At 34.6% G+C, this 15657-nt stretch carries 12 protein-coding genes; 11 read left to right on the top strand and 1 reads right to left on the bottom strand.

Annotation, left to right across the window (positions count from 1 at the left end; genetic code table 11):
• The first annotated feature begins 67 nt into the window (after window positions 1-67).
• Window positions 68-247, top strand: a complete 180-nt coding sequence (locus tag ABEB23_RS09025) for a hypothetical protein (protein WP_438861674.1) — start codon at window positions 68-70, stop codon at window positions 245-247.
• A gap of 69 nt (window positions 248-316) precedes the next feature.
• Here ABEB23_RS09025 and ABEB23_RS09020 read toward each other — a convergent pair whose 3' ends face one another.
• Window positions 317-649: a single-stranded DNA-binding protein gene (locus ABEB23_RS09020; RefSeq protein WP_348812243.1), complete on the bottom strand. Its 333-nt coding sequence runs from the start codon at window positions 647-649 to the stop codon at window positions 317-319.
• Window positions 650-877: 228 nt separating this feature from the next.
• Between ABEB23_RS09020 and ABEB23_RS09015 the strand changes: the two genes are divergently transcribed.
• From ABEB23_RS09015 to ABEB23_RS08970, 10 genes are all read left to right on the top strand, one after another.
• Window positions 878-1228: a hypothetical protein gene (locus tag ABEB23_RS09015; protein ID WP_348812242.1), complete on the top strand. Its 351-nt coding sequence runs from the start codon at window positions 878-880 to the stop codon at window positions 1226-1228.
• A gap of 95 nt (window positions 1229-1323) precedes the next feature.
• Entirely contained in the window at window positions 1324-3636 is a 2313-nt protein-coding gene (locus ABEB23_RS09010) for a M28 family peptidase (protein WP_348812334.1), read from the top strand.
• A 63-nt stretch (window positions 3637-3699) separates the two neighbouring features.
• A complete protein-coding gene (locus ABEB23_RS09005; protein WP_348812241.1) occupies window positions 3700-4503 on the top strand; it encodes a Rossmann-fold NAD(P)-binding domain-containing protein in 804 nt (267 codons plus the stop codon).
• Between the two features lie 28 nt (window positions 4504-4531).
• Window positions 4532-5428, top strand: coding sequence for a DMT family transporter (locus ABEB23_RS09000; RefSeq protein WP_348812240.1), 897 nt, complete (start codon window positions 4532-4534; stop codon window positions 5426-5428).
• A 903-nt stretch (window positions 5429-6331) separates the two neighbouring features.
• Window positions 6332-8650, top strand: a complete 2319-nt coding sequence (locus tag ABEB23_RS08995; RefSeq protein WP_348812239.1) for a TonB-dependent receptor — start codon at window positions 6332-6334, stop codon at window positions 8648-8650.
• Window positions 8651-8839: 189 nt separating this feature from the next.
• Entirely contained in the window at window positions 8840-9505 is a 666-nt protein-coding gene (locus tag ABEB23_RS08990) for an SCO family protein (RefSeq protein WP_348812238.1), read from the top strand.
• Window positions 9506-9672: 167 nt separating this feature from the next.
• Entirely contained in the window at window positions 9673-9915 is a 243-nt protein-coding gene (locus ABEB23_RS08985) for a FeoA family protein (RefSeq protein ID WP_348812237.1), read from the top strand.
• Entirely contained in the window at window positions 9909-12011 is a 2103-nt protein-coding gene (feoB, locus tag ABEB23_RS08980) for a ferrous iron transport protein B (RefSeq protein ID WP_348812236.1), read from the top strand. Before ABEB23_RS08985 ends, feoB begins: the two co-directional genes overlap by 7 nt.
• A gap of 6 nt (window positions 12012-12017) precedes the next feature.
• Window positions 12018-12146 (top strand): FeoB-associated Cys-rich membrane protein, encoded by a 129-nt coding sequence (locus ABEB23_RS08975; RefSeq protein ID WP_348812234.1) that lies wholly within the window; start codon window positions 12018-12020, stop codon window positions 12144-12146.
• Between the two features lie 644 nt (window positions 12147-12790).
• Window positions 12791-15652, top strand: coding sequence for a TonB-dependent receptor (locus ABEB23_RS08970; RefSeq protein WP_348812232.1), 2862 nt, complete (start codon window positions 12791-12793; stop codon window positions 15650-15652).
• The last annotated feature ends 5 nt before the right edge of the window (window positions 15653-15657 follow it).

Raw genomic sequence — 15657 nt, 5'->3', positions numbered from 1 at the left:
AAGTTAAAGTTTATTTAGAATACATAAAAATAACATATCTTTGTCTTGGTTTTTAATTCTTTACAAAGTGAGCAAGAAAGAAAAAGATAAGAAAAAGGATAAAAAGAAGAAAAAGAAAAAAGAGATCCTTGACAACATCAAGAAAGCAGAAAACTGCAAGTCTACTTGTTGCGAAAAATTTAAAAAAGGTGAAAACAAACGTTGCAAACGTTGTCCCATGTTCGATTTAATAAAAAAAGCGTCATAATTCAAAACATAAATGCCCTCCAGATGAGAGGGCATTTTTTTATACAATTACATATAATACTTTTAGATACTACTTTCCTAAAAGCATTACTTCAGTGACAACGACTTCCGTAATGTAGCGCTTCTCTCCGTTCTTATCGTCATAACTTCTATGGGTTAGCTTGCCTTCAACAGCTATTTCTTTACCCTTCGTTACATACTTTTCAATGATGTCGGCAGTTTTGCCCCATGCAACCACTTTGTGCCATTCGGTTTGTTCTACTTTCTCCCCTTTTTCATTTTTATAACTGTCTTTTGTAGCTATGGTCATATTAGCTAATTTTCGCCCTCCTTCAAAAGTCTTGATTTCTGGATCATTACCAACGTGTCCTATTAGCTGTACTCTGTTTTTCATTGCATTCATGGCGTGTAAATTTAAAATGTTAGTGTGTATAAATATTTTGCCGATTGTTATTTGATTTCGACATGGCAAAGATGCGACGATCTCAAAAAATTATTCGGTTACTAACTACTTACTTTCGGTTGTAACTATTTGTAAACGTTTGTAAATGGGAAAATTTTCCTATATTTGGTTGATTTAAAGATTTTTCACGGTCCCCAAACTATGAAATTCTATCAAAACCTATTAGCCATGACAAAAACCTGCTTGGAATGTGGAGAAAAAATTGTTGGTCGCGAGGATAAGAAATTCTGCAGCGATGCTTGTCGTAATGCTTACAACAATAAAATAAATAAAGACAGTACCAACTTTATGCGCAACATCAACAACAAATTGCGCAAAAATTATCGTATTCTCTCAGAACTAAATATAGAAGGAAAAGCAAAAACTACACGAGCCAAAATGCTGAGCAAAGGCTTTGATTTTGATTTTTTTACCAATATTTTACAGACCAAAACAGGAAACACCTACTATTTTCTGTATGATCAAGGATATCTCCCTTTAGACAATGATTTTTATATGCTTGTCAAAAAGGACATTTAATACCACAACCCCACCTACCTATCATGAAAAAAGATTATTTCTCAATTTTATCCGCATTCTTTATCCTGGGCATTCTAGGATTCATTTATGCTACAATGATGCCGCAATGGACATCCAATGAGGACGATTCCCTTTCGGAATTTTCTACAGACCGAGCTTTTGAAAAAGTAGCAGCCATCGCAAAAAAACCTCATTTCGTGGGTTCCAAAAACCATGAATTAGTGGCTAACTATCTTGTAAATGAGCTTAAACAATTAGGCTTAGAAACTAGCTTACAGGAAGGTTATACTTTGAGTGATTGGGGAAATTTAGTAAAATCTAAAAACATTTTGGCACGCATAAAAGGGACAAATAATTCAAAAGCCCTCTTGTTACTAACACATTATGACAGCGCACCCCATTCCTATTCTCCTGGCGCAAGCGATGCCGGTTCTGGCGTAGCTACAATTCTAGAAGGTGTACGCGCATTTTTATACAGTAAAACGCCTCATAAAAACGACATCATCATTATGTTTTCAGACGCAGAAGAGCTGGGTTTAAACGGAGCTGCTCTTTTTGTAACTCAACATCAATGGGCAAAAGACATAGGTTTGGTTTTAAACTTTGAAGCACGTGGTTCTTCTGGACCAAGTTATATGTTGATGGAAACCAACAAAGGAAATGCAGCATTAGTAAAAGAATTTGCCGCCGCCAAAACCACTTTCCCGGTTTCGAATTCTCTAATGTACAGTATTTACAAAATGCTGCCTAACGATACAGACTTGACCGTTTTCAGGGAACAAGGAAACATTCAAGGGTATAACTTTGCTTTTATAGACGATCATTTTAACTACCATACCGCACAGGATGATATTCAGCATTTAAACAAAAGTACCTTGGAGCATCAAGGAAAATACCTGATGCCGTTACTGAATTATTTTTCAAATACTGACTTAAACAATACACAGGCATCAGAAGATTATGTCTACTTTTCCATTCCATATACATTTATACATTACCCTTTTAGCTGGGTTTTCCCAATGACGCTTGTGGCATTAATTCTGTTAATCATTTTAATCTTCTTAGGAAAAGGAAAACGCTTAATCTCATTTAGAGAAATTGGCAGAGGATTTATCCCTTTTCTAGGTTCTTTAATTGTAAGCGGACTCATCACCTTCCTTGGCTGGAAGTTATTGTTGTTACTCTACCCGCAATACAATGATTTACTAAACGGCTTTACTTATAACGGCCATTCTTATATTGCCGCTTTTGTATTATTGAGTATTGCCATTGCTTTTGCGTTTTACAATCGCTATTCGTTCAAGAAAACTACGATGAACCATTTTGTTGGCCCCTTACTAGTCTGGATTTTAATTAATGGATTTATTGCCAACAGTTTAGAAGGCGCTGGATTTTTAATTATTCCGGTCTATTTTGGCATATTTGCATTTGGAGCTTTCGTCTTTACTCAAAAATCAAGCTGGATCCTTAATCTGATTTGCAGCATCCCAACTTTATTCATCATCGCCCCTTTTATTCAAATGTTCCCAGTAGGCTTGGGACTTAAAGTTTTGTTTGGAAGTGCTATCCTTACAATCCTGGCTTTTGGCTTATTATTGCCTGTATTTGGAGCTTTTCAAAGGAAAGGAATTTGGTCTTTGTTGTTTTTTGGCTTTGCCCTCGGCTTTTTTGCGAAAGCACATTATGAATCTGGCTATGAATTTGGAAAAGCAAAATCAAATAGTCTTTTGTATGTCTATAATGCCAATAACAATACTGCCAATTGGATAACCTATGATACCAATCTGGATTCCTGGACGAAAAAATATTTAGGCGAAAATCCTAAAACTGCTCCTGCCATAAATGAAACGCCTTTATTCAGTAAGTACAATTCTGGTTTTACCTTTATAGCCGATGCTCCGAAAAAAGAACTTCAGAAACCAACTATTGAGTTTTTGTATGATAAAATTATTGGTTCCCAAAGGTATTTGAAAATACGAATTTCACCAAACCGTAAAGTAAATCGTTATGACATTTTCGCGACCGAAAACATGGTCATTCATAATTTCAAAGCCAATGGCGCCGCTGCATTGGGCCAAAAAGGATCGAAATACGAACGAAACGGCAAGAAATTATTAAGCTATTATGTTGTTGGAAATGAGCCTTTGGAAATGCAATTCAGCATCGATAAAAAAAGTATTCTTGCCATGGAACTATTAGAAAGTTCATTTGATTTAATGACCAATCCTTTATTTGGAATGGCAAAAAGAGATAATTGGATGATGCCTACCCCTTTCGTTTTAACCGATGCAGTAGTTATTAAGCAAAAAATAAAACATAGTCAAAAAGTAATCGTAAATACTTTGATTAATCCTGCTGTAAAAGATAGTTTAACTGTTGTAAAAGACAGTCTAAAACCAAAACAATAAATAGAAATCATCACAGACTGAGACCCGATTAAAATTAGGGGAATAGGATTGAAAAAATATAAAATGACAAAAATTAGTATTCTGGGGTGTGGTTGGCTAGGCATGCCTTTGGCGAAAGCCTTATTACAAAAAGAATTTTTAGTTAACGGCTCCACAACTTCTCCGGAAAAAATTTCCAGCTTAGAGAATTTAGGGATAAATCCTTTTTTAATTGCGCTTGACGGCAAAAGTGTTTCGGGTGCTATTGAATCTTTTTTGGATGAAAGCAAGATTTTAATTATTGATATTCCGCCCAAATTAAGGGGAAACAGCCCTGAAGATTTTGTTGGAAAAATCACGTCTCTTATTCCGTTTATAGAAAAATCAAGCATTGAAAATGTACTTTTCGTCAGTTCAACATCGGTCTATGGTGATGACAATACATTGATAACCGAAGAGACAGCACTGAATCCTGACACAGAAGGAGGCAGACAACTGGCAATAGCCGAAACCCTTTTACAAAAAAACACTTGTTTCAAAACCACCATTGTTCGCTTTGGAGGATTGATAGGTGAAGACCGGAATCCGATAAAATTTCTATCCGGAAAAGAAAACATAGAAAACCCTCAAGCACCTATTAATCTGATTCATCAAGAAGATTGTATCGGTATTATTTTGAAAATTATAGCAAACGACTGTTGGAATGAAACTTTCAACGCGGTGACACCGTTTCATCCGTCACGTGAAAATTATTACACCCAAAAAGCCAAAGAACTAAATCTGGCCTTGCCTAAATTTAATCCCGAAACAAATTTTACCGGAAAAACGATTTCAAGTAATAAAATAGAAACCGTTTTAAATTATACTTTTGCAAAAACAAATTTGTAAAGTGAGGACTAAAATAAAAAACGCTTTTTTGTCTAAAGTTAATGCTATCGGTTTACCCGTACTCGCTTTGTGTTGGGTAAGTTTTTTTTGGGGCACCACTTGGCTCGCTTCCAAAGAAGGGGTTAAACACATGCCCGCACTACAATTGGCAGCCATCAGACAATTCATTGGGGGAGGCCTTTACATATTATTTTTTTTGTTTAAAAAAACACCTTGGCCAAAAGGCAAACAATGGAAAAGCATCCTTATTTTGAGTATTCTTAATTTCGTACTGAGTAATGGCCTGAGCACTTGGGGTGTTAAATACATCAGTAGTGGATTAGGAGCTATTATCGGAGCTATTGTCCCTTTATGGATCGTTATCATCACTTTTTTTAGAGGAGAACGATTGATGCGATTAACGGTTACTGGCTTAATCATAAGTTTTGGAGGAGTCTGTGTTATCTTCTACGATCATTTAAGCGATTTCATGATTGCTGATTTTAGATTTGGCATTTTCATTTCTTTAATCTCTACCCTTACCTGGGCATTTGGCTCCTTGTATACCAAGAAAAAAGCGGCCAGTTTTAATCCCTATTTCAGTTTAGGATTACAAATGTTTCTGTCCAGCATCCTCCTTTTTGCTTTTACGGGCGCTACAGGAACCTCCGTAAGTTTAAGTTCCATTCCGGCAATTTCTTGGTGGTCCATCGCATATCTGGTTATCTTTGGTTCGGTACTTACATTTATTGCTTTTATATATGCATTGCAACACCTTCCTGCAGAAATAAACAGCATTTACGCGTATATAAACCCTATTGTAGCGGTGATTTTAGGTTCTGCTGTTTTTGGCGAACCACTGACTATTGCCCTTGCAGTTGGCGGGGGAGTTACATTATTAGGCCTTTATCTGGTAAATTATTCTTTAAGAAAAGGACGGAGATAAATACATGTTATTTGTAATTATTATATTGAAAAATAAAACCAGACAATTCGACTTCATATCTATCCGGCAATTTTTTATTTGTTTTTTTCAATAACACACTAAAAAAATGATAATTGCTAAATTCCGGCTTTAGCAATAATCCATTCTTTTTCCAAAATTATCTAAAGGCTTCAAACTTACAATTTTACTCAAAAAGTGTTCTTCTACTTCTTTTTTATCCGTTTTTACCAAACAACAATGATCCCAAACCAAAAATTCACTAACTTTAACATACTAAAAACCAACAAACTAGTATCGTCAGTAAAAACAGCCAAATTACTGAAATAAAATTCTGAACACTGTTTATTAAAAAAACGAACTTAAGCACGGTTGTAAAATAACAAGACCTTGTGAGATGAATTCTCACTTTAGATGATTGGTACATTCGAGATACATTTGACAATAAAATTCTTTTCAAAACAGAAAAAGAAAGCACTAAACTTCAGCTATAAAAGATTAAGAACACAAATAGAAAAATTCAAGCACTGGTTATTCCACAAACGATCAGTGGCAGCTAAATAAAAATTTACGTTAAGGCATCCGTTTTTGGTTTTCTACAATGCAGAAACAGTTACCAAAATTGCCGAGGATGGGATACGTTACAATCCTAACTTCACCCTTAAAGCAATTTATCGGCATTCTATCAAAACCAAATTGTAAATGTGATAAAAACTATTTTTCAAGACCGTTGAATTCAAAAAAAAATGGATTGAACAGATTCATCGCCAAAACGTGTTAAAATTGGTGGTTATTTAAAAGATAACAGAAAAAAAATATTTCACAGAGTTGATTGAGATCATCTAATCATAACTGAAAAAAAATCTTTCAACGACAGATTATCGATTATCAATAAATAAAGAAATCATGAAAAAGTCATTACTTATTCTATTGATTCTCATAGCAAATTCAATATTTGCGCAACGAATTGTAACTGGGGTAGTAACAACAAAAACAAACGACCCTATTGAAAAGGTAAAAGTTAGCGTAAAAAAAACGAAACTAAAAACTTTTACAGATGCGACAGGAAAGTATTCCATTGAAGTACCAGCCATTAATGGAACACTCGAATTTACAAAAGAGAACTATAAAATTGAAGTGGTTGAAATTACCGGTGACTTGGTAAATTTGGACATTACAATGAGCACTGATACTGATTTGTTTGAACTGAGTCTGGAAGAACTAATGAATATTGAAGTTGTAACTGCTTCAAAAAAACCAGAAAATCGGAAAATTGCACCCGCCACAATTTATGTTGTCACCGAAAAGGATATTATTGAAAATGGTTACTATGATTTAACAAGTTTACTGGAGAACGTTCCGGGTGTGGTAACAATTAGAACCGACCATTTTGCTTTTGGAGGACAACGTGGTTTTTTAAGTAATTTTTCGCAAACGCTATTACTGATAAACGGAAGAGAAATGCAAAATTTAATCGCTTCCGAAACATTTATTGCAACACAATTTTCAACACATAACATAAAACAGGTTGAAATTCTACAAGGACCAGCTTCTGCTCTATATGGCGCAAATGCATTGGTTGGTGTTATTAATATCATCACAAAAAATGACTCTTCCGACTTTAATGGAACAGAGTATCATGCTGAAATTGGAACACAAGAAACTCAATCTCATAGTATCGTTTTTGGAAAAAGTTTAAATGATTTTCGTATTAGCGGTAGCTTTAGATATTTCCGAAGTAATCTCTGGGATTATAAGGATTTTATAAAAGACACCATAAATTTCAGACAAGGAGTTCCAAATGAAGCGTTTCCTGTAAACCAAGAATTTCAACAGAATAGCTCCTCCATTTCATATTCTGCAAAAATCTCCTATAAAGAATTTTATACGGGATTAGAAGCATACGACCTTCAAGGCAGCAAGGGACTTGAAAATATTGCCTTAGATTATACAGATCAAAACGATTACCGCCAATTAGCTCTGTACTACGCAGGTATAAATAAAGAAATCAATAACAAACTTAAAATCAATGCAGAGCTTCAATTTTATAAAGAAAGATTCTGGGGGGTTAATTATACTTTTAAAAGCGCCATTTATGATACTCTTGTAAAAAACGGACACAATCCGGACTTTCCACTTACAGACAAAGAAATTCAAGAAAATTTCATGGATGTATATTCACAAGAGTCAAGTTCAGGTTCGAAACGATATAAAGCAAATGTACAAATGAATTACGACCCAAGTCAAACCTTATCTATTATTGGCGGGTATACTTTTGATATGTATGATTTATTAGGCATCGCTGTTTCTACTAATCAATTAAATCCTGCTTTTGACGAAACACGTTCTATTGAAAACAGTATGCGTAAACCATTTTTCCGTCAGTATAAAAATTCGTTATTTTTACAATTGCAAAAAACACTATTTGACAAACTCTATCTCACGCTGGGTGGACGATTTGACCATCATGATATTTACAAGTCAATTTTCACCTTTCGCAGTGGCTTAGTTTACAAACCATATCAAAAGACTTCCATAAAATTTCTTTTTGGGCAAGCATTCCGTGAACCTAATATTTTTGAACTTGGTGCCTTATCAGTACAAAAAGAGATAATTGAACTTGATCCAGTGCGTATGAATACTTTTGAGATTGGAGTTAATCAATCGTTTACAAATAATTTGATGGCAAATATTGTTGCCTACAAAAACATCGCTACAAATTTTATTGAACCAATTGAAACGACAAGTTTCAAAAATTCAGATGAAAAAATAAATGTCTTCGGGATTGAAAGCCAATTGTTTTATAAAATAGGGAAAATGAAAACTGAAGTTGGTTACTCCTATGTTCACAAAGAAGCTGACGAGTATGCGGGAGTAAGTACCGTAAATCTGGGTGTTTATCCACACAGAATAACCGCAGGTTTAACTTTTAATGCCACTGATACATTTACAATAAATTCCAGAATCAATTATTATTCTGAAATTAAAGCAAAGCATGGTAATAGTGAGATTACACAAATAATTACCCTTCCATCTTATACTAAGTTTGATTTGACATTTTCTTATGCAAAAATAAAAGTGTACGATGCCGAACTTACTACACAACTGTTATTTACGAATCTGTTTGATTCAGAGTTATATCAACCCAACATACGAACTGGCGGTCCAAAACAATTTTTACAACATGGGAGACAAATCTTTTGTAATTTGATTTTCAAATTTTAAAAATAACAAATGAAGGAAGAAAAGACTATCATCAGTTTCATGAGAGAACTGGTCATGCATCTCGATTCTCTCGATGTGTCAAAAACGAAATTGGACTATATTTGACATAGTTGTTGGTATAATTTGTTAAAATTAAAAGAGTTTCATTTTTAAAATTAGCTTTTCGTACTTTTGCATCAAATTATTTTCATGAAATCTTTTTTTTATAAATACCGAAAATTCTTTGGGGTCTTATTGATTTTTTCTGTCATTACCATTTCTTTATTTTATTCGGCTTTAAAGCCAAAAAAATCGCTCCCAATTTATAATCCTTCTGATGTAAATCCTGAATTAGTAGACAGTACAGTACAGTATATCCGCAAATATCATACAATTGCTGATTTTTCCTTTGTTAACCAAAACGGAAAAACCATCACTCAAAAAGACTATGAAGGCAAAGTATATGTTGCCGATTTCTTCTTCACTACCTGTGGATCCATTTGTCCAAAAATGACAACCAACTTAGCGGATGTACAAAAAGCAGTGATCAATAACCCTAAAGTGATGCTGTTGTCTCATACGGTTTTTCCAGAAACTGATAGCGTTCCGGTTTTGAAAGCTTATGCAAAAAAACATGGCGTGATTGACAGTAAATGGAACTTGGTGACCGGCGATAAAAAAGAAATATACACGATGGCCAGAAAATCCTACTTGGCCGTTAAATTGGGAAAACCCGAAGAATTATACGATATGGTTCATACTGAAAATTTCGTTTTGGTTGACCAAAAAAGACGTGTTCGTGGCTTCTATGACGGGACAAAAAAAGAAGACATGCAACGGTTAATTGCCGATATCAATTATTTGTGTTCAGAGTAAAATCTTTTTCATAGGGGTTTGACATCATTTGCAATCATTTACGACATGAAACCAACGAAATTGTCCTCTATTCATATTTAAAACTAAAAATCATAAAAATGATAATTATCATTTATTTTAGTATATAAATATGTATTTTTGTAATCTTAATTCAATCTAAATAAGGTTTGCAAACAACCCTCAATTTTCTCAAAAAAGGCGAGAAAGCCATTATAAAAGACTTTGACATCGACACTGTTCCATTAAAATTGTTGGAAATGGGTTGCTTGCCTGGTAATATGGTCGAATTACTTCAAATTGCTCCCTTTGGTGATCCTTTATATTTGAATATTAATGGTTCTCATGTGGCCATTCGCGTGGAAACCGCAAAAGAAATCGAGGTTGAAATAATCAAAACCAACTTATGGTAAGCAATCACAATATCAACGTAGCATTAATAGGGAATCCAAATGTAGGTAAAACATCAGTCTTCAATCAACTGACTGGCCTAAACCAACAAGTAGGTAATTATCCTGGAATAACTGTTGAGAAGAAAATTGGATTTTGCAAACTGCCCAATAACGTCAGAGCCAATATTCTGGATTTGCCAGGAACATATAGCTTAAATGCCAGTTCTATCGATGAGAATGTGGTAATAGAACTACTACTCAATAAAAACGATAAATTATATCCGGACGTAGCTCTTGTTGTGACTGATGTAGAAAATTTGAAAAGAAATTTACTGCTTTTCACCCAAATAAAAGATCTGGAAATCCCGACTATCTTGGTGATTAATATGGCGGATAGGATGAAATACAAAGGAATTACTTTAAATATTCCCTATCTTGAAGAACATCTAAAAACTAAAATCGCACTTATCAGTTCTAGAAAAGGTTTTGGAATTGAAGAATTAAAAAAATTAATCATTTCGTATAAATCCATTCCAAGTGAACCTTGTTTGAATGCATCGAGTATTGATCCGGAATATTTCAACAGTCTTAGAAAAACATTTCCAAATCAGTTGTTGTACAAATTATGGTTAGTCATCACACAAGATGTCAATTTCCTTAATTTAGACCGTAATGAAATTCGAAGTTCATTTACCAAATCACATTCGGATTTAAAACGCTTACAGCAAAAAGAGACCATCAAAAGATATCAGTTCATAAATGATGTACTTAAAGAAGGATTAAAAATTGATACTTCTGTTGCTAAAGATTTCCGTTCCAAATTAGATAAAGTGCTCACGCACAAGATTTGGGGTTACGCAATCTTCTTCCTTATTTTGTTTGGTATTTTTCAATCTATATTTGAATGGTCAAAAATTCCAATGGACTTTATCGACAGCACATTTGCTTCTCTAAGTTCTTTGGCTGCTGAGCAATTACCGTCTGGTGTCTTAACCAATTTAATTTCACAGGGAATTATTCCTGGTATCGGAGGAATTTTGATATTTATTCCACAAATTGCCTTTTTGTTTCTGTTCATTTCCGTTTTGGAAGAAAGCGGATACATGAGCCGTGTAGTATTTTTGATGGATAAAATCATGCGAAAGTTTGGTTTATCAGGAAAAAGTGTTGTTCCGTTAATATCGGGAACAGCCTGCGCCATCCCAGCAATTATGGCCACCCGAAATATTGAAAACTGGAAAGAAAGACTCATAACTATATTAGTAACCCCATTTACGACCTGTTCAGCCAGACTTCCCGTATATGCGATAATCATTGCATTAGTGATTCCCGACAAACGTGTTTTAGGCATCATCAACATGCAGGGACTAACCCTAATGTTATTGTATTTATTAGGATTTGGAATGGCAATTTTTTCGGCTTATATTTTAAATAAAATTCTTAAAATAAAAGGCAAAACCTATTTCATTGTAGAAATGCCCAACTACAAATTACCACTATTCAAAAACGTGGCAATTAACGTAATTGAAAAAACCAAAGCCTTCATTTTTGGTGCAGGTAAAATCATTTTAGCCATTTCTATTGTTTTGTGGTTCCTGGCCTCTTATGGTCCCGGCGAAAAATTCAACGATGCGGAACGAATCGTAATTGAAAAGCACAAAGCAAATCCATTACCCGAAAACGCTTTACAGAACGAAATCGCTTCTCAAAAATTAGAGAATTCCTATATCGGTTTGATGGGAAAAACCATAGAACCAGCTATTTCTCCTTTGGGTTATGATTGGAAAATTGGTATCGCCATTATCAGTTCTTTTGCTGCCAGAGAAGTATTCGTAGGAACCTTGGCGACCATTTACAGCGTGGGAGACAGCGACAACGAAAACACTATTAAAAATAAAATGCAGGCCGAAATCAATCCGGCAACTGGGGAGAAAATTTTCAATTTTGCCTCCGGAATATCCTTGCTTTTATTTTATGCTTTTGCGATGCAATGTGCCAGTACACTTGCTATAACCAAAAAAGAAACCAATACCTGGAAATGGCCTTTGGGACAACTCATTTTCATGAGCGGATTGGCTTACGCGGTAGCTTTAATAGCCTATCAAATTTTAAAATAAAAGACTATGATTCAAGAAATTTTGGCTTTTTTAATACTGGGAGCTGCGGTAGTTTTTTTGATTCGAAAATATTTCTGGAAAAAGAAAAAATCGAATAAAAACTGCGGAGGCAATGATGATTGCGGATGCAATTAAATTATCGTTTAGATTCAAACCTTTTAGAATCCTGATACTTAAAATTACGTTTTTAGAATTTCAACAATTAACCTGATTTCAAAACATAATTTAGATTACACTCTACATAAAAAAACCATACTCTAATTTAAGCTAATTGACTTTAATTAACTAATTTTACATAGTACAAAATCATTTTTTAGACTTAAAATCAATTGGTTACATTTTAATATTCCAAAATAATGGCTTCCGATTTGAACTTAAATCTAAGTTGCCTTTGTACAAATTCCAAGACTTTTAGCTTAACTCCTACATAAGCAATTGGAATTACAGAACTAGTAACTATTGGTAATCGGTATAGGAATGAACAGCTTTTAATTAAATAAGCTATAAAACTTTCAATCCGAATGAGAACATTTTAGATTTTGATATAAATCTAATATTTACGTTGGTCATTAAAGACTTCTTTTAATTAATAGGGCAAACGATAAAAAACTTTGTTATAAGCTTAGCTGTTATAAAAAAAAATCGTTCTAATTCCGCAACGACTCTTTTCCATCAGCTAATTTCATAAAAATGATATTGTTAAGCATGTAAACAAAAGCTTCTTTCAATTATAAGATTGCATTGTTTTCAAACCAAAAATATACCTATATCACCTGATCATGAAAAAGTTTGTTTCAATATTATTTATACTGAACGCCACATTTCTTTTTGCCCAAAAAGAAATTTCTGGCCTCGTATTAGATAATGCCGGTGTTGCCATACCAGGTGTCAACGTAACCGAAAAAGGAACAAACAATAGCGTTTCTACCGATATCAATGGAGCCTATCAAATTACTGTTAAAGAAGGGGCGACTTTGGTCTTTAGTTACTTTGGTCTCACCAAACAAGAATATGACACAAATGAAAGTATTTTAAATGTAGTTTTATCTGAAGATGGAGGGCAAAACCTCAGCGAAGTAGTCGTTACCGGAACAAGAGCGACGCCTAGAAGCAGCATCACAACTACACTTCCTATTGATGTAGTATCATTTGAAGACTTACTATCAACAGGACAGACCACTTTAGACAAAGCATTACAGTACAAAATCCCGTCTTTTAACACCTCTCAAACACCCGTAAATGATGCTACATCTTTATTAGACCCTTACGAACTTAGAAATATGGGGCCAAGCAGAACCTTAATCCTCATCAATGGAAAACGAAAAAACTTAAGCTCATTACTTTATGTGCAAACGTCTCCCGGTCAAGGAGAAACAGGCGCTGATATATCGGCGGTACCAATTGACGCTATTGAAAGAGTAGAAATTCTTCGTGATGGGGCATCGGCCCAATATGGTTCTGATGCAATAGCCGGAGTAATAAACATTATTTTAAAAAAGAGAATTAACAATGCCGCAACAACCTTAAGAACTGGTATTACAGCAGAAGGTGATGGCGAAATGTTAGGCGTGAGCTTAAACAACGGATCTATGGTAGGTGAAAAAGGTTTTGTAAATTATACCGTAGACTTTTCGAAAGTAAAATTAGCCAATAGACCGGGAAAAGTCGATGCCGAAGGAGATTTCAATGATTTTATCAAAATAAATCCTGATCAATACAGCAGCTATGTCAATGATGACAATACACTTGGCGGAACCGATATAACGGGAATGACAGAGGATCAAATCAACACTGTTTTTGAAGATTATAAAGGATCCTCCGACTACAATGCAAAATTAGCCACCATAAACCAAGGAAATACAACAGGTCGACAAGAAATTGATGCGTTTTTAAAAGAAAAACCCGATGGGGGAAATATCAATGGTACTCCAGAGACAGCTGCAATAAAATTTTTGGTAAACGGCGGGTTAAATCTGTCTGAAGAAACACAACTGTATTATAATGCGGCTTATGTCTATAAAAAAGTAAACTCTTTTGCGAACTATAGGACTCCCTATTGGAGATCTATAAAAAATCCCTTCGAAAATACAGCTATCTTAAATTGGAGTACTTCATCTGTTTACCCAACCTATTTAAAAGATTTTTTTGGCGATGGATCGTTCAGTTCTTATAAAGGCTATCATCCAACTTTCACAGGAGATTTAAACGATTACAACGCTACGTTGGGTTATAAATCTATAAAAAACGGATGGAATGTTGATGCGAGTATGACTGTTGGTGGCAATTCACAAACCTATACAGTGGAAAACTCGCAAAATGCATCAGATATAAAAGATTCCAATGGGGTTAATATTTATAAGGAGAATAGCCCAATAACATTTAAACCGGGAGGAGTTTCATTCAGTCACATTGTGGGTAATTTAGATATTTCTAAAGTCTTATCTGATAAAATAAGTATCGGTTTTGGTTCTGAAGTCAGAACGGAAACCTATACAGTTTCTGAAGGAGACAAAGCTTCTTGGGATGGAGAAGGTGCCGATTCATTTTCTGGAAACCGACCGGAAAATTCAGGCCAATGGAACCGCTATAACTTAGGCGGATACTTAGACCTTGCTTATGACTTTACTCAAGATTTTTTGGTAAATGGAACCGTTCGTTACGAAGATTACAGCGATTTTGGCTCCGCTACCGTTTGGAAACTGAGTTCCAGATATAAATTTTATGACGACAAAATCACCATAAGAGGATCGTTTTCTACTGGATTCAGAGCCCCAACCTTACACCAAATTTACACTCAAAAATCACAATACTCCTTTGTTCCGGGCCAAGGAATTCAAATTAACGGCTTAATTAATAATGTTTCCGTACAAGCACGGATACTAGGGGTTCCAAAATTAGATGCCGAAAAATCCACAAATATAACTGTCGGAATAGGAGCCAATCCTTTTAAAAAATTCAATTTCACCATCGATTATTACAATATCGAAATAAAAGACAGAATCGCTTTAGGTGATAAAGTTGAAACCCAGTTTGGCAGTGTAGCCTGGTTCGAAAATTCATTTGATTCAAGAACTTCTGGCTTAGATGTTGTAACAAATTATGGCGCTATAGAATTAGCAACCGGAGAATTACATTTTAATTTATCAGGAAACATAACTTTTGAAAACAAAAGAATCTCACCGGTTGCAAGCGATAATTTCGGAGAAACATTTAATGCACTAATGTTTACGTCCAGACCTGTTACCAAATGGATTTTGGAAGTAAATTACAAAATTAAAAGATTTCAATTTTTCCTTAATAACACCTATTTTGGAAAAACAACCTTCAAACAAGGAGGCCTGGATCCAAATTTGAGAACCGAGTTTACACCAAAAATTGTCACTGATTTGGGAATTGATTTCGCTGCTACTGATAAGTTGACAGTAGCGCTTAATGTTGGTAATTTATTTAATGTGTTGCCGGAATGGAAGTTTAAAGCTGAAAACGAGGCTGGAGAAGCTATTCTAAATAATCCGACAGATGTAAAATCACAACTAAACCTGATTACTTTCAATGGCCGATATTCCCAAATGACATACCAGGGATTTCATTTCAGCCAACTGGGAACCCTGTTTAATTTATCCTTAACCTATAAATTCTAACGATT

The sequence above is a fragment of the Flavobacterium maritimum genome (genome assembly GCF_040049085.1).
Taxonomy (GTDB): domain Bacteria; phylum Bacteroidota; class Bacteroidia; order Flavobacteriales; family Flavobacteriaceae; genus Flavobacterium; species Flavobacterium maritimum.
This window is presented reverse-complemented; position numbering and strand designations above follow the sequence as displayed.